A 20,046-nucleotide genomic window follows, 5' to 3' on the forward strand; every position below is an offset into this window, starting at 1 on the left:
ACTGCCGGTCAGTCTAAAGGTCTACCAGCATGAGCGACGTTTCGTACGGCAGGATCAGGGGCGTGCGAGCAGTCCTCAAGCGCCTGGAACTCGATCCCGACCCATCGACCCTGCCCGGCGATCCGTCCGCGTTCGCGTTCCTCGTTCGCATGATCGTCGGCCAACCGGACACACCGGCCGAGGAGTACTTCGACCTCACCGTGTGCTCGCCGGAGTGGCTGGCTAAGACCTGCCGTGAGCTTGGCGGTATCTACAACCCCCGACACCATCTCGTAGTCAGCGTCGAAGACTTCGACGTTCGGGCGGTGCGGGCGTGGCTCGCAGCGAGGGTGCGGGAGGTTGAAGGCGACACCTGGGCGGAGATCGGGGAGCGCGTCGGCAGGGTGGGCTACTGGGAGTTCGAGGACTACCGAGCCTGACGTTCGGTCATCACCTGACCGCACTCGGAGAGCGGCAAATGAGTGCACTCGATCATGGAGAGCTTCTCTTCGCCGCAGGTCGCCGGATACGGGGAAAGTAAGGGGGCGGGTCACCTGCCGTCGAGCAGGGGCCCGACTACTACACGCACTGGGCATTGACTCATTTCTTGCTTAATGGACACCACAAGATGCAGGCCGCCGCGGAAAGCGGACTTCCCGTTGTCGTGGCGATGTCATGCGCGGGTCGCTACCAAGGTATTTTGATTGGCGGTCAGTCGCCACTGGCCGCCTTCCTTGGACATCACGTACATCGGAGTACCTTCGCCGAGCTCGGTCACCTGCTCGCCGGTCGGCGAGAAGTACCGCTGGCGCACTTTGACCGCGGCCACGTCGGGCCGAATGAAAAGGACATGCACGACCTCATAGGAAGGAATTAGATCCTTCATCGCGCCGGGCAGCACCCGCTGGGTGAAGGCGGCGATGGCGTCCCTGCCCACGAGAAAGTGGCCGGCTCCCGTGGTCCAGATGGCGTCCTCGCGGAACAAGGCGACGAACTCCTCGACCAGTTCGTTGCGCTGGACATGAGTGACGGTGGCGACGACTTTTTCGATCCCCGCGATGTCGGCTTGACGGTCAATGGTTGGGTCCATGACAAGATCGTGGAACGTAAACCAAGCTTCAGGTCAAGCACCGTGTGACCAGCAATACGCAGACCGGTTCGCTGATCGAACGTACTCACTTCGGCACGAGCGCGTACCGGCGCCGACACCGCGTGACCGACGCTCCGCTGGCCGGCTCGCACGGTCGGCGGCATGATAGTTAAACCGATCTTGGCCACGTGACCCGATTTATTGTTCACCGATCAGGTCTCTGGATCGGCGGGTGAGCCACTGTCCCCAGCGTGAGCCTGAAACGGCTCAATGACTCGTTACTCGGTCCGTGCTCGCGTGACTTCATGCGCGAACTTGAGTCGTTCCCATTCCGTGTCGCGCGTGATCGGCTCTGCCGACTCTCAGCGGTGTATCGGCGGCCACACATTCGGCGGTCCGCCGACGCCGGGTCGTACGACGGTGGTGCTAGCACCTTGGGCGGAGGCAGCATGCACTGTGCCTCGATGTTTCCGATCGCAGGTGGATGGCCGGGGGCGGACGCTCGCCGACACTGGGCGGACCTTACTGAAAGCAGGTCCGCCCGTGTTAGCCAGGCTTTCCGATCGCGCCGCGTCGATCGTCTTCGTCCTGTTGGTTCTGGGGGTCTCGCTGGGGACCGCCGACGTCGCAGGAGGGCTGATCCTGGCCCTGTCTCCGCTGCTCGTGGTATTGGTGATGCTCCTTCTAGTCACCCGCGAGGGCTACACGCGTGACGGCTGGCGTCGGCTCGGGATGGGCCGGCTCGGGCTGCGCTACTGGCCGCTGACGATCGCCACCACCGCAGGCGTCTGCCTGCTCGCGACCGTGGGGGTCGTCGCGTTCGGCTTTGCTCGGTTCGCCGCCCCGCAGCAGCCGTGGGTGGCCGATGTGCTCGCGCTGTGCGCCGCCGGCCCAGTCCTGGCGTTCGCGGAGGAGATCGGCTGGCGCGGCTACCTGCAGCCGAGACTTGCCTTTCTGGGCGAACGGGCGGCAATGCTCACCGTCGGTGTCGTCTGGATCGGCTGGCATCTGCCGTACATCCTGTCCACGCCGAACTACCACAGCGACGGGAACCGGGTCGTGGTGCTCACGCTGTTCAGCGGCTCCGTGATCGCGTTCTCGTTCCTGATCGGCCACCTGCGGACCATGTCCGCCAGCGTGTGGCCAGCCGTGCTGGCCCACTTCACGCACAACGCCACATTCGCCGCCCTGACCATCCCGATCGCCACCGAGCAGCCGGTGGTGGTCAACGAATACCTCAGCGGCGACTCGGGGCTGTTCGTGATGCTTGGCACCGCCGCGTGCGCTGCCGCGATCGGTGTCAGCCGGGCGCAAGCGGCCCGTCTGTCACTTCGAGCGTCTGCGCGAGGATGACGGCCTGCACCCGGTCACGAAGCTCCAGCTTGCGCAGCACCGAGCCGATGTGCGTCTTGACGGTCGACTCCGCCACGTGCAGCCGTGCGGCGATCTCTGCGTTGGTCAACCCCAACCCGATCGCCGCGAGAATCTCGCGTTCGCGGGCGGTGAGCCGCGTCAGAGTGGACGGCGCGGCGGTCGGCCGGTCTTCGGTGGACCCGGCCGGCGCCACGAGGACGAACGAGTCGATCAGACGACGGACTAGCCGTGGCGAGACAGGTGACTCGCCGGCCGCCGCGGCCCGGATCGCTGACAGCAGTTCCGCGGGGCCGGCGTCCTTGACCAGATATCCGGACGCGCCCGCCCGTAGCGCGGCAACGAGCAGGTCGTCGGAGTCGAATGTCGTCAACATCACGACTCGCGGCGGATCCGCGGCGGCGAGTAGCCGCCTGGTCGTCTCCACCCCGTCGAGGCCGGGCATCCGTATGTCCATCAGAACGACATCGGCGCGGTGCTCCGGTTGCCGAAGCGCGTCGAGTGCCGCCTGGCCGTCACCGACCGACCCGACCACCCGCAGGTCCGGGGTCGCGCCCAGCAGCATCGCGAAACCGGCACGGACCAAGTCCTGATCGTCGACGAGGAAGACCCGGATCGGCTCTGGCCGGCTCATCATCGCCTGTCCTGGACGGCGACCGGGATGGTGGCCTGCACACCGAATCCGCCGCCCGGACGCGGACCGGCCATCAGAGCACCGTCGAGGGCACGCAGTCGTTCCCGCATCCCATCGAGCCCGTGACCCGGTGCGGCAGCCACCACGCCGACGGCTCGGCCGACGCCGTCGTCGTCGATGCGCACCCGTACGGCCTGCGGTGCCCGCTCGACGGCCACCCGCGCCACGGCCTGGGACCCGGCATGCTTCAGGACATTGGTCAGTGACTCCCGGACCACCCGAAGCACGGCGAAGCGCACTGCGGCGGGCGTGCGTTCGAACACGGCGGGGTCGACGTGGACCTCGACCGGCAGACCGGCGGACCGGACCGCCGCAACGAGTTGCTCCAGGTCGGCGAGGCCCACCGGCGGCCCGGCCGGGTCGTCGGCCGCTTCGGGATCGCGGAGCACGTCGATGACGCCGCGTACCTCGGTCAGCGCGGTCCGCGCGGTCCGCGCGATCGTGGCGAGGGCGGTCCGGGCCTGGTCACGGTCCCACGGCTGCGCATGCTCGGCGGCGTACTCGGCCCCGTCGGCCTGCACGATGACGACGGTGAGCGAGTGGGCGACAATATCGTGGATCTCCCGGGCGGCCGCGACCCGCTCCCGCTGTGCCAGGAACCGCTCGCGCTGCCGGCTGTTCTCCTCCAGCCGCGCATAGGCCTCGCTCAGCGCTCTCATGTTGGTCTCGCGACCCCGAACGACGTTCCCGATCAGCCAGATCAACCCGGTGAACACGGCGAGAAACACGGCGCTGACCAGGGCGTTGCGGGTGTAGTCCGGCTCGGTGCTCCATCGGAAGCCGGCTGCGAGGCTGCCGGCCAGCCCTGCGCCGAGCGCACACAATCGGATCGGCAGCGACGGGACGTGCGCGGCGACCGTGTAGATCACAAATGCTTGGGCGATGTTGGCCGGCAGCGGAATAGGCAGCACCACGAGCTGGACCACGAAGATCGCAGCCGACCACGCCAGCAGAGCGGCCGGCCAACGGCGTCGCATAACGAGCGGCAGAATAGTCACGGTGCCCACGACAAGTCCGGCGGGCCCGCCGAGCACGCTGGACACGCCGAACACCAGCCACATCACACCGGTGAGAAGGCCATCCACCAGCAGTGGACGCGCCCGCGACCATCGGTCGGCTCGGGCTGCGAGGACCGTACTTGGTTCCACAGCCCTCCCACCGTGCCGGCGCCTCACCGGCCCCAGCCTAGCCATGGTCCGCGACGCGCGATCACACGGATCTGCATAGGCGATCACCATAACCAGCACCACACGCCCGGGACACGCCCGGTCGGGATCTTCAGCTTTGGTGTCGGCGGCCAGCAGGATCAGGTTGTCGGTGCCGTGTTCGGCCTTGACGCGCATCGCGGTGGCCCAACTGCCGATCCCTCCAGAGTGTTGGACCACGTGCAGCGGCTCCGGCCGCTGTGATGGGTCACGGCTGTCGGCGCAGGCGGCTGTCGGGTTGCTCATCGGCGCGTCAGGGCGACGCCGAGCTGCTGGCTCTGTAGCCAGCCGGCGACGTCATCGTCGTCCGTGTGATCCCGGCGCAGGGTGTCGTTGAGGGTGTTGGCGGATCGGCGGATCTTCAGCGCGGCGGAGATCCTGAGACCCGTCCGGACAGCTGAGGTCGTCGAGGTTGTCGTAGCCGCGGATGGAGATCAGGTCGGCGCCGAGGTCGACGTAGTCGTCGGTGGCGCCGGGTCCCTGGGAGAGGACGGCGTGGATGCGGTGGGCCTTCTCCCGGGCGTCCATTCGTCCAGGCGCCGAGCCTGATCCTAGTTCTCCGATAGGGTATCGACACACGTGTAAACAAATGTCTCTATATCCCATCGGGTAGGAAGGATATTGACTCGGGTCCTGACCTCTGCTTTCAATGGCACCAGGTTCACGGCGCCGCACGACGTGTCGGCCGCCACGCCCTCCGAAATCTCGAACGCGGCTCGATCACAAGGAGTCCGGCGATGGTCTCGCACACCCTCGAACCGCTCACCGCGGCCAATACCGCCGACGCCCCGGCCGTGAAAGGCCCACCGGGCTGGCGGAAACTGGCGCGCAGCGTGCGCAAACTGGTCGGGCTGGCCGTCATCGTCGTCGTCTGGCAGCTGCTGGCCGCCCGGGGCGACCTCGGCAACCAGACGCCTACGCCGGGTCAGGTGCTCGTCGCCGCCTATGACCTGATTCGCAGCGGCGTCCTGCTCGACAACCTCGCCGTCAGCGTGGTGCGGGTGGCGAAAGGCCTGGCCATCGGGCTCTCCGCCGGCCTGGCGCTGGGACTGGTCGCGGGCTTCAGCAAGGCCGGCGAGGACTTCGTCGATGCCCCCGTGCAGGCCCTGCGCATGCTGCCCGCGGTCGCCCTGGCGCCCATCTTCCTGATCTGGTTCGGCCTCGGCGACCTGTCCAAGGTCGCCCTGATCGCCTTCGCCCCGCTGTTCCCGCTCTATCTCAACGTGCTCGGCGGCATCCGCGGCGTCGACGAGCGCCTCATCGAGTCGGCGCGCTCCTGCGGCGTCGGCACGTGGGGACTGATCCGGCGGGTCATCCTGCCGGGCGCGCTGCCGCAGATCCTGGTCGGCCTGCGGCAGTCGCTCGGCGTCGCCTGGATCGTGCTGGTCGTCGCCGAGCAGACCGCCACGACCTCCGGCCTCGGCGTGATCATCAACGACGCCAAGGAGTTCCTGCAGATCGACGTCATGTTTGTGGTGGTCGTCGTCTACGCGCTGCTCGGGCTGGCCACCGACGCCCTCGTTCGCCTCCTCGAGCGCCGCCTGTTGTCCTGGCGCCGCGGATACGCGGGGGTGTGACGTGACCACGGGAGTCAAGGTTCGCCAGGCTGGCCGCCGCTTCGGCTCGCGCACCGTCCTCCGAGATGTCGATCTGGACATCGCGCCGGGGGAGTTCGTCGCGCTGATCGGGCAGAGCGGCTCGGGCAAGAGCACTTTGCTGCGCGCGATAGCCGGGTTGGACCCCGATGCCACGGGGGCGTACGAGGTGCCCGACCGGCACGCCGTCGTCTTCCAAGAACACCGCCTGCTCCCCTGGAGCCGCGTCTGGCGCAACGTCACGCTGGGCCTGAACGAGACCAACCTGCGGGAACGGGCACGCCGGGCCCTCGACGAGGTCGGCTTGGCCGCCCGGGCGAACGCGTACCCCGGAACGCTCTCCGGCGGCGAGTCGCAGCGTGTGGCCCTCGCCCGGGCCTTGGTCCGCACTCCGGGGCTGCTGCTGCTCGACGAACCCTTCGGCGCTCTGGATGCCCTCACCCGGCTCAAGGCCCAGGCCCTCGTGGCGCGGCTGTGGACCGAGCACCGCCCGGCCGTACTGCTGGTCACCCACGACGTCGAGGAGGCATTGCTCCTCGCTGACCGAGTGCTGCTGCTCGACGGCGGCCGCATCGCCGAGACGTTCGACGTGGACCTTCCCCGGCCGAGGTCGATCGGCCACCCCCGGTTCGTCGCCCTGCGCCGCCAGTTGCTGGCCGGCCTCGGCGTCGCCGACGCAGAGGAGAAACTGTGATCGACATCCTGGACCTGACCGCCGACGTGCTGGTGGTCGGCGGTGGCCCGGCCGGTGCCTGGGCGGCACTCAAGGCGGCCCAGGCCGGCGCCGATGTGCTGCTGGTGGACAAGGGCTATCTGGGCACGAGCGGTGCGACCGCCTCGGCCGGCACCGGCGTCTGGTACGTCGAGCCGGAGGCCAAGGCCCGGGAGGCCGCGATGGCCAGCCGGGAGAACCTCAACGGCCACCTCTCCGACCGGCGGTGGATGGCCCGCGTTCTCGACCAGACCTACGCCAACATCAACGAGCTCGCGGCGGCCGGCCGCTACCCGTTCCCGCGCGACGCCGATGGTGCCGAGCTGCGCAAGGGGGTCCAGGGGCCGGAGTACATGCGGCGGATGCGAGCCTGGCTCAAGCGTTCCGGCGTACGGATCCTCGATCACAGCCCGGTCCTCGAACTGATGACCGACGCGACCGGCGCGGTGGCCGGGGTGGCCGGTCACCGCCGGCAGATCGACCAGCCCTACCGTGTCCGGGCCGGGGCCGTCGTCCTGGCCACCGGCGGCTGCGCGTTCCTTTCCCGCGCCCTCGGCTGCGACGTGAACACCGGCGACGGCGCGCTCTTCGCCGCCGAGGTGGGCGCGGCCCTGTCGGGCATGGAGTTCTCCAACGCGTACGCCATCGCGCCGGAATTCTCGACGGTGACCAAGACCGCCTACTACTCGTACGCCAGCTTCTACCGCGAGGACGGCACGGTCCTGGACGGCGCCGGCAGTCAGCGCGGCCGCTCGGTCATCGCCCGCGAGCTGCTGCACGCCCGCGTCTTCGCCCGCCTGGACAAGGCCGACGCCGCCGTGCAGGCCGCGATGCGGCTCGGGCAGCCCAACTTCTTCCTGCCGTTCGACCGCATGCGCATCAACCCGTTCACCGACCGGTTCCCGATCACGCTGCTGCTGGAGGGCACAGTCCGCGGCACCGGCGGCGTCCGGATCGCCGGCGAGGACTGCTCGACCGGCATTCCCGGCCTCTACGTCGCCGGTGACGTGGCGACCCGCGAGCTGATCTGCGGCGGCTTCACCGGCGGCGGCTCGCACAACTCGGCCTGGGCGATGTCGTCCGGCACCTGGGCCGGACAGGCGGCAGCCCGGCACGCGACCGCGCTCGGCCCGAACGCCCGGCGCCGCAAGCTGACCGCCGCCGGCCGCACCGGGCTGCGGCCCACCGGCGCGGCGGCCGACACGATCGCGGAGCTGGTCCGCGCGGTCCGGGCCGAGACGCACCCCTACGACAAGAACTACCTGCGGCGCGGCGACGTGCTGACGGCCTCGCTGGCCACCCTCAACGAGCACTGGGCGGACGCCCGCGCGCACCTGCGCGGCGCCGACCGGCTCGCATCCCGGCAGGCCGCGGCCATGCTTGCCCACGCCCGCTGGATGTACACCGCTGCGCTGGCCCGCACCGAGTCGCGCGGCATGCACAAGCGGCTCGACCATCCCGAGTCCGATCCCGGCCGCCGGCACCGGCTGATCGTCGGCGGCCTCGACGAGCTCTGGAGCTCGCCCGACCCGGTCCGGCCGCACACCCCGCTCGACCTGGCGGTGGCCTGATGATCGAGCTGGTCAGCCGGGGCCGGTGCATCACCTGCGACCGGTGCATCGCCGCCTGCCCGACCAACGTCTTCGACCGCGGCCCCGACGGCGTGCCGGTCGTGGCCCGCCAGTCCGACTGCCAGACCTGCTTCATGTGTGAGGCGTACTGCCCGACCGACGCGCTGTTCGTCGCGCCGAACGTCGCCCCGCTGGCCGAGGGGGATCCGCTCCGCGACGAGCAATACCTGGAATCGGCCGGGCTCCTCGGCAGCTACCGCGCCGAAATCGGCTGGGGCCATGGCCGTACGCCGGGAGCTCGTCTGGCCGTCGGGCCGGACCTTCACCGACCGACCGCAACCACACCGAAAGGCCCCTGATAATGACCTCCCTGACCCGCCGGTCCGTCCTGTCCCTCGGCGTGCTCGGCGCCGCCGCCGTGGCCGCGGCGTGCGGGGCGAAGGACCGCGCAGGGCAGGCCGGCAGCGGCGACAACTGGACCCTGCGGATCGGCACGATCGGCAGCAAGAACCAGCTCACCAGCCCGACCGGTTACCTGCACGCCAAGAACCAGCTGCTACCGCTGCTCGCCTCGGCCAAGGTCGGTGCGATCGAGGTCTACACCTTCCCGAACGGGCCCGACCTCAATCAGGCGCTGGTCGGCAACCGGCTGGACATCGCCAGCTACGGCGACACCCCGGCGTTGATCGCCCGGGGTGCCGGCCAGCCGACCCGGCTGATCAGCCAGGCCAACGTGGCCAACGACGCCGGCATCGTCACGGTGAAGAGCGGTGTCGTCTCGCTGCAGCAGTTGCAGGGCAAGGTGATCGCCACCCAGACCGGCTCCTACATTCACCGGTACCTGCTCGGCGCGCTGCAGGACCTGAAGATCACCCCGAAGCAGATTGTGCACGTCTACGGCACCGACACCGAGGCGGCGCTGGAGAAGAGGAGCGTGGACGCGGCGGCGGTGCCCGCCAACTACGCGCTTCTCTTTCAGGGCAAGGGATACCCACTGCTCGAACTGGCGTCCAGGAACCGCCCGCAATACCTCGGCACCAGCGCGACCATCGTCACCGAAGCGGTACTCAAGAACCAGCCCGGCATCGTTGAGGCGTGGCAGCACGCCCAGAACGAGGCGACCAAGCGGGCGAAGGCCAACTGGGGCGACTACCTCGACTTCAACACGTCGCTCGGGGCGTTTCCGCGCGGCCTGGTCGCCAAGACGGTGTTGCCGGAGCAACTCCCGGACACGCCGTTCACCGACAACGGGGTGAAACTGCTCAACGGCACCAAGGACTTCCTGGTCGCCCAGAAGATCATGAAGAAGGACTTCTCGATCGATGACTGGATCGCCCCCGGCGCGCGGAGCGAGTGGGCGCCGAGCTGAGCGGGATGGAGTTCTCGGCCGCCTATGCGCTGTCGCCGGCCTTCGGCAACCACACCAAAGGCCTGATGATGCAGTTCGCCACCTACTACGACGAGGCGGGCGAACGGCTGCCGCCGGACCGGGAGGGCCTGGCCCGGCGGGCGGCGGCCGGCGAACCGCTCTACGCGCGCCTCGACCAGGCTCCGCCGGAACTGCGCGAGCTCGCTCGCCCGGCGGGCCCAGCCCAACTACTTCCTGCCGCTGGATAAGGCCGGGCTGGACCCGTTCGTCGACCGCTATCCGATCCGGTTCGTGCTCGAGGGGACCCGATAGCCTACCATGTGGATAGGAAATGGGGATATGGCCGATCCGCCGGGGAGTAGCTGTCATGACCGTACGTCCGCTGCGTTTCAACGCTTTCATCTGGCCGAACGGCTATCACGAGTCCGCCTGGCGCGTGGTCGGCGATGACGTCCACGGCGTCCTCGGGCTCGACTACTACGCCGAGATCGCGCGTATCGCCGAGCGGGGTCTGATGGACGCGATCTTCCTGGCCGACAACATCGCCATCGCCGAATACCGGGTGACGTATCTGCCCCAAACCCAGTTCGATCCCATCGCGGTGCTGTCCGCGCTGGCCGCCGTGACGTCCCGCATCGGGCTGATCGGGACCGGGTCGACCACGTACAGCAAGCCGTGGGACCTCGCCCGCCGGTTCGCGACGCTGGACCATCTCAGTGGTGGCCGCGCGGGCTGGAACATCGTCACCACCGTCACGCCGCTGGCGGCCGGGAACTTCGGCGAGCGCGGCCATCTCGGGCACGACGACCGGTATGCCCGAGCACACGAATTCGTCGAGGTCGTCCAGCGGTGCTGGGACAGCTGGGCCGACGACGCCGTGGTCGGCGACCGTGACCGGGGCGTCTGGGCCGACCGCGCACGCCTGGGAGCCCCGCACTTCCACGGCCGGTTCCATGACGTCGAGGGGGTGCTGCCTTTCCCCCGCTCGCCGCAGGGCCACCCGGTGCTGGTGCAGGCCGGACAGTCGCCGGCGGGCCTCGGGCTCGCCGCCCGCTACGCCGAACTCGTCTTCTCCGGTCCGGGATCGCTCGATGCCGGGGTCGCTTTCCGCGCCGACCTCCGCGCCCGGGTGACGGCGGCCGGCCGCGACCCGGAGCAGGTCTCGGTGCTGCCGGCCCTCATGGTCACCCTGGGTGGCACCGAGGCCGAGGCAACCGCGAAGGCGCGCCGGTTGGAAGAGCTCGCGAGCGACGAGTTCCGCTGGCAGAACGCTCTCTACACCGCCGGATTCGACCCCGACGGGTTCGATCCGGACAAGCCGTTCCCGGCCGAGCTGCGCGACGGACAGGCGCCGTCGAGCCGGGCCCAGCGGCTGTTCGCGGCCGCCCACGCGCGTCCGGAGGCTCCGTTGCGGGAGATCCTTCGGGGCCTCGACGGCGGTGCCGGGCAGCTGCACTTCGTCGGCACGCCGGAACAGCTGGCCGAACAGATCATCACCTGGCAGGACGCCGGGGGTGCCGACGGCTTCACGATCATGGGTTCGACGCTGCCGTACGAGCTCGAGGCCTTCACCGACCATGTGGTGCCCCTGCTGCAACGGCGTGGCCGTTACCGTACCGAGTACCGGGGACGGACGCTGCGCGAGAACCTTGGTCTGCCCCGCCCGGCCGTCGGCTGATCTTCGATACATGTGTGTAGAAATATAAGAATCGCAATAGCATATTAATTCGATAGCCTTTCTGGGTTATGGTCGCCCGGTCGAGCAGATCGCCGACCCGTCGACCCCGGGGGGATCGAGATGGTTTCGCCTTCGCGTCAGGGCTGGCCTAAGCCGGGCGCGGGCCCTGAGCTGAGCCGGCCCGAGCTGAGTAGGCGTGGTCTGCTCACCGGGGTCGCCGGGGCCGGGCTGCTGGCTGTGCTGGCCGCCTGCAACGCAGCCGGCTCCGCACCCGCCACCACGGCCTCCTCCGGTGCACCCGGGCGGCGGGGCGGCGTTCTCCGGGCCGGATCGCCGCCGCCGCCGACCGCGGTGGACCCGGTGACCATGTACGACGGCAGCGCGATCGCGATCGTCCAGCTGGTCGCCGAATATCTGATCTGGCTCGACCGCGACTTCAAGCTCGTACCGAAGCTGGCCGAGTCGTGGTCGTCCGATCAGGGCGGCAAGCGGTGGACGTTCAAGCTGCGGCCGGGCGTCACGTTCTCGGACGGCACCCTGGTGGACGCGGCAGCCGTCAAGGCGTCCTTCGATCGGCTGCTGGATCCGAAGAGCAAGTCGGCGGCTCTGTCGGCCTTCGAGTCGATCCTCAGCGCGGGCGGGGTGAGTACCGATGGCACTGCCACGGTGACCTTCGCCCTCGACCGGCCGTTCTCCGACTTTCCCTACCTGGTCTCGGCCGGCAACTACAACGCCGTCATCCTCAAGGCGGACTACGGCGGCGACTTCACCAAGAACGCGATCGGCACCGGCCCCTTCATCCTCAAGTCGTACGACTCGGCGACCGGCGCGTCGCTGACGCGGAACGAGAAGTATTGGGACGGCGGAAAGCCCTACCTCGACGGCGTAGAGATCAAGTTCTACGCCGACGACCAGGCCGATCTGCTCGCCCTGCAGAGCGGCGACATCGACACCCAGATCCTCAGCCGGGCCGCCCTGGTCGAGCCACTGGGGGCGAGTGGCGTGGTCACCGTCGACACGGTCAAGGGTACGGGGGTGACCGTGCTGAGCCTGCGGGTCGACCAGGCGCCGTTCGACAAGAAAGAGGTGCGCCAGGCCGTCGCGTACGGCCTGGCCCGGCCCGACATCCTCCAGGCGATCGGCACCGGCATCGGCGACCTGGGCAACGACCACCTTCTCGCACCGCTGTTCCCGGCCGCGCCGGCCGGCATCCCGCAGCGCGCCCAGGACAAACAGAAGGTGGCCCAGCTGCTGCAGGCGGCCGGCGTGCCGCAGCTCAGCTTCACTCTTACGTTCGATCCGCCGAGCAAGGACTACGCGGTCACCATCCAGAACCAGCTCGAACAGGTCGGCATCACCGTCCACCTCGATCAGCGCTCGTCGACCGACTTCTACGGCGGTGACCAGGCCAAGGACACCCCGTGGCTGTTCACCCCGGCCAACCTGGTCGGCTGGGCGGGACGCCCGGTGCCGAGCCAGTTCATCACCCCGATGGTGAAGTCGAAGGCCGTGTGGAACGGGTCGAAGTACGCCAGCCCGGCGCTGGACGCCGCGGCCGATGCGTACGATCGGGCCTCGACCGACGCCGACCGTAAGGCGCAGGCCGAGACGATCGCCACGATCCTCCACGAGGACGTTCCGATCGTGATCGCCTACTGGTCCGGGGCGGTCCGGGCGTACAACGGCAAGAAATTCGACGGGATCCAGGCGCATCCGTCCTCGTTCGTCGACTTCAGCACCGTCTCACAGAAGTAGTCGGCCGATGCGGTCCTTCCTGGTGCGCCGGCTCACCGCGATCCCGCTGACCCTGCTGGGTGTGTCGGTGCTGGTCTTTCTGGCCACCACCGTGCTGCCGGGCGACGTCGGCCGGACCATTCTGGGTCGCGAAGCGTCCGACGCCTCGGTCGCCGCCCTCGACCATCAACTCGGGCTCGATCAGCCGGTGACGGTCCGGTACCTGCGGTGGCTCGGCCGCTTCCTCACCGGTGACTGGGGCGACTCGTACACCCTGCACCAGCCGGTCACCGGCCTGGTGGCGACCCGGCTCGAGAATTCCGCCACGCTGGCCGTCTATACCTTCGTCCTGTTGCTCCCGGTCGCGTTGACGCTCGGTCTGGCCGCCGGCGTGCGGCACGACACCCTACTGGACCGCCTGGTCAGCGGGCTGAGCCTGGCGTTCGGCGCGACCCCCGAGTTCGTCACCGGCGTCGTCCTGCTGGTCGTCTTCGCCGTCGACCTCAAATGGTTCCCCGCGTCGGCGCTCCCGGCCCCGGGTGACGGGCCGCTGCTGGTGCTCTGGCATTTGACGCTGCCGGCGGTCTCGCTGGTCGTGCTGTGTACCGGCTACGTCGCCCGGCACGTGCGGGCGAGCACGGTCGCGGTGGTCGAGGGACCGTACGTACGCGCCGCCCGGCTGCGCGGCACCTCGCCGGCCAAGGTGGTGCTGCGCCATGTGCTGCGCAACGCGACCGTGCCGGCCACCAGCGCGCTCGGGGTGCAGCTGCAGTTCCTTCTCGGCGGCCTCGTGGTGGTCGAGCTGCTCTTCAACTATCCCGGGGTCGGCGCCCTGCTGCTGCAGGCGGCGATCGACAAGGATCTGCCGACGCTCCAGGCGACCGCGATGATTCTCGGTGCCCTCTACATGGCGGTGGTCCTGGTGGCCGACCTCGCCTACCGCCTGCTCGACCCGCGGGTGCGGGTGGCCGCTGCATGACCGCCCTGACGGCCGCCGCGTCCGCCCGGCTGCGCCTCCGCGGGCAGCCGGCGGCGGCGCTCGCCGCGCTGGTCCTGCTGCTGTGGGTCGGCGCCGCGCTGTTCTGGCCGCACCTCGTGCCCCAGGACCCGGCTCTGCAGGTGCCGGCCGAACGGTTCCGGTCGCCGAGCGCGGCCCACTGGCTGGGCACCGACCAGTTCGGCCGGGACGTCTTCGCCCGGATGCTGGCCGGTTCGCGCCCGGTGCTGACGGTGGCGCCGCTGGCGACGGCGCTCGGCGTCGCCGCCGGCGCCGCGATCGGCCTGACGACCGGTACGCTGCGCGGCTGGGTCGACGACATCGTCATGCGGGTCCTGGATGCGGCCGTGGTTTTCCCGGCGGTGATCGCCGCGGTCTTGTTCGTCGCCCTGCTCGGCCACTCGACGGTGGTCCTGGTGCTGGTCATCGGGGCGGCGTTCGTGCCCATCGTGGCCCGCAGCGTACGCGCTGCCACCCTGGTCGAGCGGGAGCGGCCCTACGTCGAGGCGGCGCTGCTGCGGGGCGAGCCGCGCGCGTCGCTGATGCTGCGGGAGATCCTGCCCAACATCCGGGGCACGTTGCTGGTCGAGGCGACATCCCGGCTCGGCGACGCCATCTTCGCCGCCGCGACCCTGTCATTCCTCGGACTGGGACAAGGGCCCGGGTCGCCGGAATGGGGTGCCTCGGTGTCGGAGAACCGGGTCTGGCTGCAACTGGCCCCCTGGACCGTGCTGGCCCCCGCGCTGGCCATCGGCTCGCTGGTCATCGCCGTCGCGCTGCTGGCCGACGTGCTTCGTCAGCGATGGGACGGACGATGAGCGGGTTGCGGGTCGACGGGCTGTCGATGGCGTACGGCGACGCGCCGGCGCTGCACGAGGTGTCGTTCACAGTGGCGCCGGGGGAGATGTTCGGGCTGGTCGGCGAGTCCGGCTGCGGCAAGTCGACACTCGGCTACCTGCTCGGCGGCCACCTGCACCCGGGCGCCCGGGTACTCGGCGGCCGGATCGAGGTCGACGGCGTCGATGTGCTGTCGCTGCGTGGAGCCGCCCTGAGCCGCTGGCGATCGACCGGCATCGCGTTCGTGCACCAGGAGGCGTCCAGTTCCCTGGATCCGACGATGCGGGTCGGACGACAGGTCGAAGAGGTGCTCCGCGCGCACGGGCTCGGCCGCCGGGAGGCCGCGGCGCGGGCGCTCGAGCTGCTGCGGCAGGTGCGGCTGCCGGACGCCGCCGCGCTCGCCCGCCGCTATCCGCATCAGCTTTCCGGCGGTCAGCAGCAGCGGGTGGTCATCGCCTGCGCGCTGGCCGGGCGCCCCCGGCTGCTCGTGCTCGACGAACCGACCACCGGGTTGGACGCGTCGGTGCAGCGTGAGGTGCTGGCGCTGCTGGTCGAGCTGGTTGCCGACCTGTCCGCGGCGGTGGTGCTGATCAGTCACGACGTCGAGCTGGTGGGGCAGGTGTGCGACCGGGTCGGCGTGCTCTACGCGGGCCGGCTGGTCGAGGTCGGAGCGGCGTCCGACGTGCTGCGCGAGCCGGCCCATCCGTACACCGCCGGGCTGCTCGACGGCGTGCCCCGCATCGGTGTCCCGCGGACGGTTCGGAGGCTGCGGCCGATCGGCGGGAGCCCACCCGCGCCGGGCGAACCGATCGCCGGCTGCGCGTTCGCGGCGCGCTGTCCGGTGGCAGACGACCGGTGCACCGCGGCCGAACCGGTGCTCGACGAGGCTGCCGTGGCCGGGCGGGCAGTTCGCTGCATTCGTCCGGGTAGCTCACCGCGTACGGGCGCATCACCGGTCGGCGATGAGCCGGCGCCGGCCGAAGCCGCCGAACCGAAACCGCTCCTGGAAATTCGTGGTCTGGTCCGCCGGTATGGACGCACGGTGGCGGTCGACCACGTCGATCTGACCATCGGCGCGGGCGAGATCCTCGGCCTGGTCGGCGAGTCGGGCAGCGGCAAGACCACGCTGGCCCGGGCGATCACCGGGTTGGCCCCGGACGGCGACGGCGAACTGCTGCTCGACGGTGTGCCCCTGCCGGCCCGGCTGTCCCGGCGTCCGGTCGCCGTGCGCCGGCGGGTGCAGATGGTGTTCCAGAACTTCGACGCCGCGCTCAACCCGGCCCACCGGATCCGCCACATCCTCGAGCGGGCGATCCGCACCCTGCACGGCGACCGCGACCTGCGGCTGCTCACCGACCGGACGCAGATCGACCCCAGCCTTCTCGATCGGCGCCCGGAGCGGCTCTCCGGCGGGCAGAAGCAGCGCGTCGCGATCGCCCGGAGCCTGGCCGGCGATCCGTCGGTGATCGTCTGCGACGAGCCGGTCTCGGCTCTCGACCTCAGTGTGCAGGCGGGAGTGCTGGAGCTTCTCGCCGCCGAGCGTGACCGCAACGGCACGTCCTTGCTGTTCGTCTCGCACGACCTCGCGGTCGTCGACTATCTCGCCGACCGTGTCGCCGTGATGTACCGGGGGCAGATCGTCGAGCAAGGAACCACCGCCGACGTGCTCGAGGGTCCGCACCACCCCTACACCCAGACGCTGCTGGCGGCGCCGGGAGGCGCGACCCGAACCGTCCCGGTGGCCGGCGGCTGCCGATTCGTCGCGGCCTGCCCTCAACGTGTTCCCGGCCTGTGCGAGAACACCCCGCCGCCGGTCGTCAGCCTCGGCGCCGGCCACACCGTCCGCTGCCATCTCGAACCGTCCCTCCTTCCGCGCCGCACCCGGAGGTATGCATGACCCTGCCCACGCAGATCGAGAACGAGTTCGCCGGCCTGCCGCCCGGCCGTGCCGTCCACCGGCGCTGGGTGAACGTGGTCACCGGCGGCCACCTCAGCGGCGTCTTCTGGGGCCGTGGCGCCCCGGAGGTCGTCCTGCTCCATGACGCCGGCGGCAGCGCGCGCTCGTGGGATGCCGTGTTGTCGCGCCTCGACCTTCCGGCGGTCGCCATCGACCTGCCCGGCCACGGCCGGTCAAACAGTGGCCCGGCCGGCGACGACCGCCCGGCACGGGCCGCCCGCCCGGTGATCGAGGCCATCCGATCCTTCGCGCCGAACCATCGCGTGATCGCCGGGCAGGGGCTCGGCGCTCTCGTCGCCTTGGCCGCGGCCGAACGGGCCCCGGCCGCCGTCCATCGGCTCGTACTGATCGACACGCTTCCGGACGCATCGGCCGACGACCGGCACTGGGCCGCGCTGGCCGCGCTCTCCGAACCACCTCTGCTCATCCTGGCCCGCCTTGGCGTGGTCGGCGAGGACGCGCTCGCCCGATTCCGGCAGCAGGTCCCGGCCGGCCGCATCAACGACATCGCCACCGAACGAACCGAGGCGCCGGCGGCCGCGATCGCCGCGGCGCTCACCGACCAGGAGGCCAGCTCATGACCACGTTCGACCTCGACGCACTCCTGCGCGACGACGCCCCCTCGGCCGAGTCCGCCGAGTTGCTCCGGACCATCGAGCAGATCGGCATCGTCCAGGTCGTCAACCACGGCGTTCCGGGCGAGCTGATCGCCGACTTCCACCGGCGTATCGGCCGCGTCCTCGACCTGCCCCGGGCCGAGAAGGCCACGCTGGCCAGCCCGACCGGCCACCCGTACCGGGGCTGGCGGCAATGGCCGGACGACTTCGGCCGGCTCGAGCTCGAGCGCTTCAGCATCGGCCAGTTCGACAACGCCGGGGATGCCCGCGCAGCCGGGGTCCCCGAGCGGTACGCCGAGGTCTTCGCCCACGGCAACGTGTGGCCGTCCCAGGAACCCGGCCTGCGGGAGGTCGCGTTCGCCTATCAGGAGGCGCTGCACGGGCTGGCCCTGCGGGTGTTCGGCCTCTACGCCCGGCTGCTCGGGGTGCCCGCCTCGACGTTCCCGATCGGGGACCCGCAGTACACCACGTTTGTGATCAACAACTATCCGACCTGGACCTACGACGACGACCCCGCTGACAAGCTCCTGCTGCTCGAGCACGCCGACAACTCGGTGCTGACCGTGCTGCACCAGGAGGGTGACTACGCCGGCCTGCAGGCCCAGCGGCCGGACGGATCCTGGGGCCCGGTCCCGATCGTTCCCGGCGCCCTGCAGATTTTCACCGGGTCGCTGTTCGCCCGCTGGACCAACGGCCGACTCAGCCCAGGGCGGCACCGGGTCGCGGCCGGAGGCACGGTGACTCGACGTTCCTCGGCCGTGTTCGTCTATCCGAGCCTCGACACGGTGGTCGAGCCGATACCGGCGTTCGTCGGCGAGGACGGCCCCGAGTTCGAGCCGTACGACGTCGGTGGAGAGGCTCTGCGAGCGGTCGAGGACTACCTGACCGTGTTCGGCCGTCCCGAGCAGGTGGCCGCGTGGCGCCAGGGCCGGCCGTATGTGGCCGCGGTGAACGAGTCGTGACCGCGGTTGTGAAGCGCCGGCACCCGGTTGCGGACGGAGTCATCACCTGGGAGCCCAGTGAGCGCCGGGTCCGGGGCCTGGCCGGCGACGAGACGATCGTGGACAGCCGGCGTCCGATCCTGATCTGGCTACCCGGTCAAGCTGTGCCGCTGTACGCCTTTCCCGAGCAGGACGTGCGCGTCGATCTGCTGCGTCCGGCGGGTGCCACCTCGTACGACCTCGTTCTGGGTCCGGAAGTACGCGAGGCGGCGGCGTGGCGGTTCGCCGAACCGCAACTGGCCGCGTTTCTCGCCTTCGAGTGGTTCGAGCGCACCGGCCGTGGGCTTGACCATTGGTACGAGGAGGACGAGGAGATCTTCGTGCACCCGCGTGACCCGTACAAGCGGGTCGACGCGATCCACAGCTCCCGGCATGTGACGGTGGAGATCGGTGGCCGCGTCGTCGCCGAATCGCGCCGGCCGGTGCTGGTCTTCGAGACCCGTCTGCCGACCCGCTACTACCTGCCACGCGACGACGTACGGCTGGACCTGCTCACCCCCACTGATCTGAGCACGGGGTGTCCGTACAAAGGCACCGCCGGGTATTGGTCCCTGAACGACGCGGATCAGGTGCCACCGAACATCGCCTGGAGCTATCCGGATCCGCTCCCGGCGGTCGGGGCGATCGCCGGGCACATCGCCTTTTACAACGAGGTCGCTGACATCACGGTCGACGGCGAACGGCTCGAACGCCCGCACACCTCGTTCACCGAGCGGCTGCGGCGTTAACTTGCCGTTTAACCTCCGACCCCCACCTGGCCCCACGGCGGAGCAGCCCACTGGGTCGTCAGCGGCGACTACAGCGAGTGTCGGCCACCCGCGGGGGCGCGGTAGAGACCGGGCCATACGCGCGCTATCGGCGGCAGATCCGGATGCTGGCCGCGATGACGGAGGCCAAAGGGTGACGTCAGTGATGGCCCTGTCCTGGGTTCGACTGTTGCTGTACGCGGATCAGATTGCCTGACCGGCCGCTGTGTGCACGTGTAGGTGCCCGCTGTTCGGGAACGCGGGCGGTGCGGCCGGGAGTAGATCGTGCAAGAGGTAGCCGCACTTGATCGCCACCCGGCAGGATGCCTGGTTGTCGTCCGCGTGGAACAAGTCCAAGCGGGTGAGCGGGACGATCTCCTGCGTCCTGAGCGCCCATCGGGACACGGTCTGCAGGGCGCGCGGGGCCACACCTTGCCCCCGGGCGTGGGCCGCAGTCCAGTAGCCGACCTCCGCCACGTCGGCGGCCCCTACCGTCACCGCCACGTGACCGAGCGGCGAATGGTCATCCACGTCGGTCACCACGGCGAAACTGAACCGCGTTGCCGCGGCCCAGCCGGCGGCCTGTTCGCCGAGCCACTGTTGAGCTCGGGCCTCGTCAGCCAGTGTGGTGGACAGCCAGCGGCGCAGCCCTGAATCCTGATGCGCCGCGACCAGCGTCGGCAGGTCTTCGAACCGCCACGGCCTGAGCAGCAGAGCGGATCCGGGGCCCGGCGCGGACAAGATCACCGTCACAGGCGACATTCTCGCGCTGTCGAACGAACTCGCCCCGGGCGGGCCGCCCCGACGCGCGCAACTCGGCATGGTGGTGCGTCGCTCAGCGCGGAGCGGGGTACATGCAGCGTGACGGCTCGTCGGGTGCCGGCGCGCTCGTC

The 20,046-nt window shown here is 70.0% G+C and carries 21 protein-coding genes; 16 read left to right on the forward strand and 5 right to left on the reverse strand.

Going from position 1 to position 20,046, the window contains the following annotated elements:
- Positions 1-149 precede the first annotated feature (149 nt).
- Entirely contained in the window at positions 150-419 is a 270-nt protein-coding gene (locus tag Asi03nite_RS32585; RefSeq protein WP_373872196.1) for an Imm8 family immunity protein, read from the forward strand.
- 233 nt (positions 420-652) lie between these two features.
- Here the strand turns inward: Asi03nite_RS32585 and Asi03nite_RS32590 are convergent, their stop codons facing one another.
- On the reverse strand, positions 653-1,069 hold the full coding sequence (locus tag Asi03nite_RS32590) for an SgcJ/EcaC family oxidoreductase (protein WP_203684357.1): 417 nt from the start codon (positions 1,067-1,069) through the stop codon (positions 653-655).
- A gap of 543 nt (positions 1,070-1,612) precedes the next feature.
- On the opposite strand from Asi03nite_RS32590, the gene Asi03nite_RS32595 reads away from it, so the two are divergent.
- The gene (locus Asi03nite_RS32595) at positions 1,613-2,422 is read left to right on the forward strand and encodes a CPBP family intramembrane glutamic endopeptidase (protein ID WP_203684358.1); all 810 of its coding nucleotides are present in this window, start codon (positions 1,613-1,615) and stop codon (positions 2,420-2,422) included.
- Here Asi03nite_RS32595 and Asi03nite_RS32600 read toward each other — a convergent pair.
- From Asi03nite_RS32600 to Asi03nite_RS32610, 3 genes are read right to left on the reverse strand one after another with little or no spacing between them, the layout of a single operon-like run.
- Positions 2,370-3,077 carry a response regulator gene (locus Asi03nite_RS32600; RefSeq protein ID WP_239103088.1) on the reverse strand — a complete coding sequence of 236 codons (708 nt, stop codon included), beginning with the start codon at positions 3,075-3,077 and terminating at the stop codon, positions 2,370-2,372. The two genes, Asi03nite_RS32595 and Asi03nite_RS32600, sit on opposite strands and share 53 nt — an antisense overlap.
- Complete coding sequence (locus tag Asi03nite_RS32605; protein ID WP_444978652.1) at positions 3,074-4,585, reverse strand: sensor histidine kinase; 1,512 nt, start codon at positions 4,583-4,585, stop codon at positions 3,074-3,076. Before Asi03nite_RS32605 ends, Asi03nite_RS32600 begins: the two co-directional genes overlap by 4 nt.
- Positions 4,586-4,636: 51 nt before the next feature.
- Positions 4,637-4,867, reverse strand: coding sequence for a hypothetical protein (locus tag Asi03nite_RS32610; protein ID WP_203684360.1), 231 nt, complete (start codon positions 4,865-4,867; stop codon positions 4,637-4,639).
- Between the two features lie 209 nt (positions 4,868-5,076).
- Between Asi03nite_RS32610 and Asi03nite_RS32615 the strand changes: the two genes are divergently transcribed.
- The 14 genes from Asi03nite_RS32615 to Asi03nite_RS32680 all read left to right on the forward strand — a co-directional run bounded on the left by Asi03nite_RS32615 (position 5,077) and on the right by Asi03nite_RS32680 (position 19,135).
- Positions 5,077-5,916, forward strand: coding sequence for an ABC transporter permease (locus Asi03nite_RS32615; protein WP_203684361.1), 840 nt, complete (start codon positions 5,077-5,079; stop codon positions 5,914-5,916).
- A 1-nt stretch (position 5,917) separates the two neighbouring features.
- Positions 5,918-6,628 carry an ABC transporter ATP-binding protein gene (locus Asi03nite_RS32620; protein WP_203684362.1) on the forward strand — a complete coding sequence of 237 codons (711 nt, stop codon included), beginning with the start codon at positions 5,918-5,920 and terminating at the stop codon, positions 6,626-6,628.
- Positions 6,625-8,217 (forward strand): FAD-dependent oxidoreductase, encoded by a 1,593-nt coding sequence (locus Asi03nite_RS32625; protein WP_203684363.1) that lies wholly within the window; start codon positions 6,625-6,627, stop codon positions 8,215-8,217. Before Asi03nite_RS32620 ends, Asi03nite_RS32625 begins: the two co-directional genes overlap by 4 nt.
- The gene (locus Asi03nite_RS32630) at positions 8,217-8,576 is read left to right on the forward strand and encodes a 4Fe-4S dicluster domain-containing protein (RefSeq protein WP_203684364.1); all 360 of its coding nucleotides are present in this window, start codon (positions 8,217-8,219) and stop codon (positions 8,574-8,576) included. The genes Asi03nite_RS32625 and Asi03nite_RS32630 overlap by 1 nt, the downstream gene beginning before the upstream one ends.
- Positions 8,577-8,578: 2 nt before the next feature.
- A complete protein-coding gene (locus tag Asi03nite_RS32635; RefSeq protein ID WP_203684365.1) occupies positions 8,579-9,586 on the forward strand; it encodes an ABC transporter substrate-binding protein in 1,008 nt (335 codons plus the stop codon).
- Between the two features lie 5 nt (positions 9,587-9,591).
- The gene (locus tag Asi03nite_RS32640; protein WP_203684366.1) at positions 9,592-9,834 is read left to right on the forward strand and encodes a hypothetical protein; all 243 of its coding nucleotides are present in this window, start codon (positions 9,592-9,594) and stop codon (positions 9,832-9,834) included.
- Between the two features lie 119 nt (positions 9,835-9,953).
- Complete coding sequence (locus Asi03nite_RS32645; RefSeq protein ID WP_203684367.1) at positions 9,954-11,264, forward strand: NtaA/DmoA family FMN-dependent monooxygenase; 1,311 nt, start codon at positions 9,954-9,956, stop codon at positions 11,262-11,264.
- Positions 11,265-11,384: 120 nt separating this feature from the next.
- The gene (locus Asi03nite_RS32650; protein WP_203684368.1) at positions 11,385-13,019 is read left to right on the forward strand and encodes an ABC transporter substrate-binding protein; all 1,635 of its coding nucleotides are present in this window, start codon (positions 11,385-11,387) and stop codon (positions 13,017-13,019) included.
- Between the two features lie 7 nt (positions 13,020-13,026).
- Positions 13,027-13,977, forward strand: a complete 951-nt coding sequence (locus Asi03nite_RS32655) for an ABC transporter permease (RefSeq protein WP_203684369.1) — start codon at positions 13,027-13,029, stop codon at positions 13,975-13,977.
- Positions 13,974-14,813: an ABC transporter permease gene (locus Asi03nite_RS32660; RefSeq protein WP_203684370.1), complete on the forward strand. Its 840-nt coding sequence runs from the start codon at positions 13,974-13,976 to the stop codon at positions 14,811-14,813. Before Asi03nite_RS32655 ends, Asi03nite_RS32660 begins: the two co-directional genes overlap by 4 nt.
- A complete protein-coding gene (locus Asi03nite_RS32665; protein WP_203684371.1) occupies positions 14,810-16,729 on the forward strand; it encodes an ABC transporter ATP-binding protein in 1,920 nt (639 codons plus the stop codon). Before Asi03nite_RS32660 ends, Asi03nite_RS32665 begins: the two co-directional genes overlap by 4 nt.
- A complete protein-coding gene (locus Asi03nite_RS32670) occupies positions 16,726-17,370 on the forward strand; it encodes an alpha/beta fold hydrolase (RefSeq protein WP_203684372.1) in 645 nt (214 codons plus the stop codon). The genes Asi03nite_RS32665 and Asi03nite_RS32670 overlap by 4 nt, the downstream gene beginning before the upstream one ends.
- Positions 17,367-18,368 (forward strand): 2OG-Fe(II) oxygenase family protein, encoded by a 1,002-nt coding sequence (locus Asi03nite_RS32675; RefSeq protein WP_203684373.1) that lies wholly within the window; start codon positions 17,367-17,369, stop codon positions 18,366-18,368. Before Asi03nite_RS32670 ends, Asi03nite_RS32675 begins: the two co-directional genes overlap by 4 nt.
- Positions 18,365-19,135 carry a DUF427 domain-containing protein gene (locus Asi03nite_RS32680; protein ID WP_239103089.1) on the forward strand — a complete coding sequence of 257 codons (771 nt, stop codon included), beginning with the start codon at positions 18,365-18,367 and terminating at the stop codon, positions 19,133-19,135. Before Asi03nite_RS32675 ends, Asi03nite_RS32680 begins: the two co-directional genes overlap by 4 nt.
- A gap of 222 nt (positions 19,136-19,357) precedes the next feature.
- Here Asi03nite_RS32680 and Asi03nite_RS32685 read toward each other — a convergent pair whose 3' ends face one another.
- Positions 19,358-19,906: a GNAT family N-acetyltransferase gene (locus Asi03nite_RS32685; protein WP_203684374.1), complete on the reverse strand. Its 549-nt coding sequence runs from the start codon at positions 19,904-19,906 to the stop codon at positions 19,358-19,360.
- Positions 19,907-20,046: the final 140 nt, after the last annotated feature.

Source organism: Actinoplanes siamensis, assembly GCF_016862395.1.
Taxonomy (GTDB): domain Bacteria; phylum Actinomycetota; class Actinomycetes; order Mycobacteriales; family Micromonosporaceae; genus Actinoplanes; species Actinoplanes siamensis.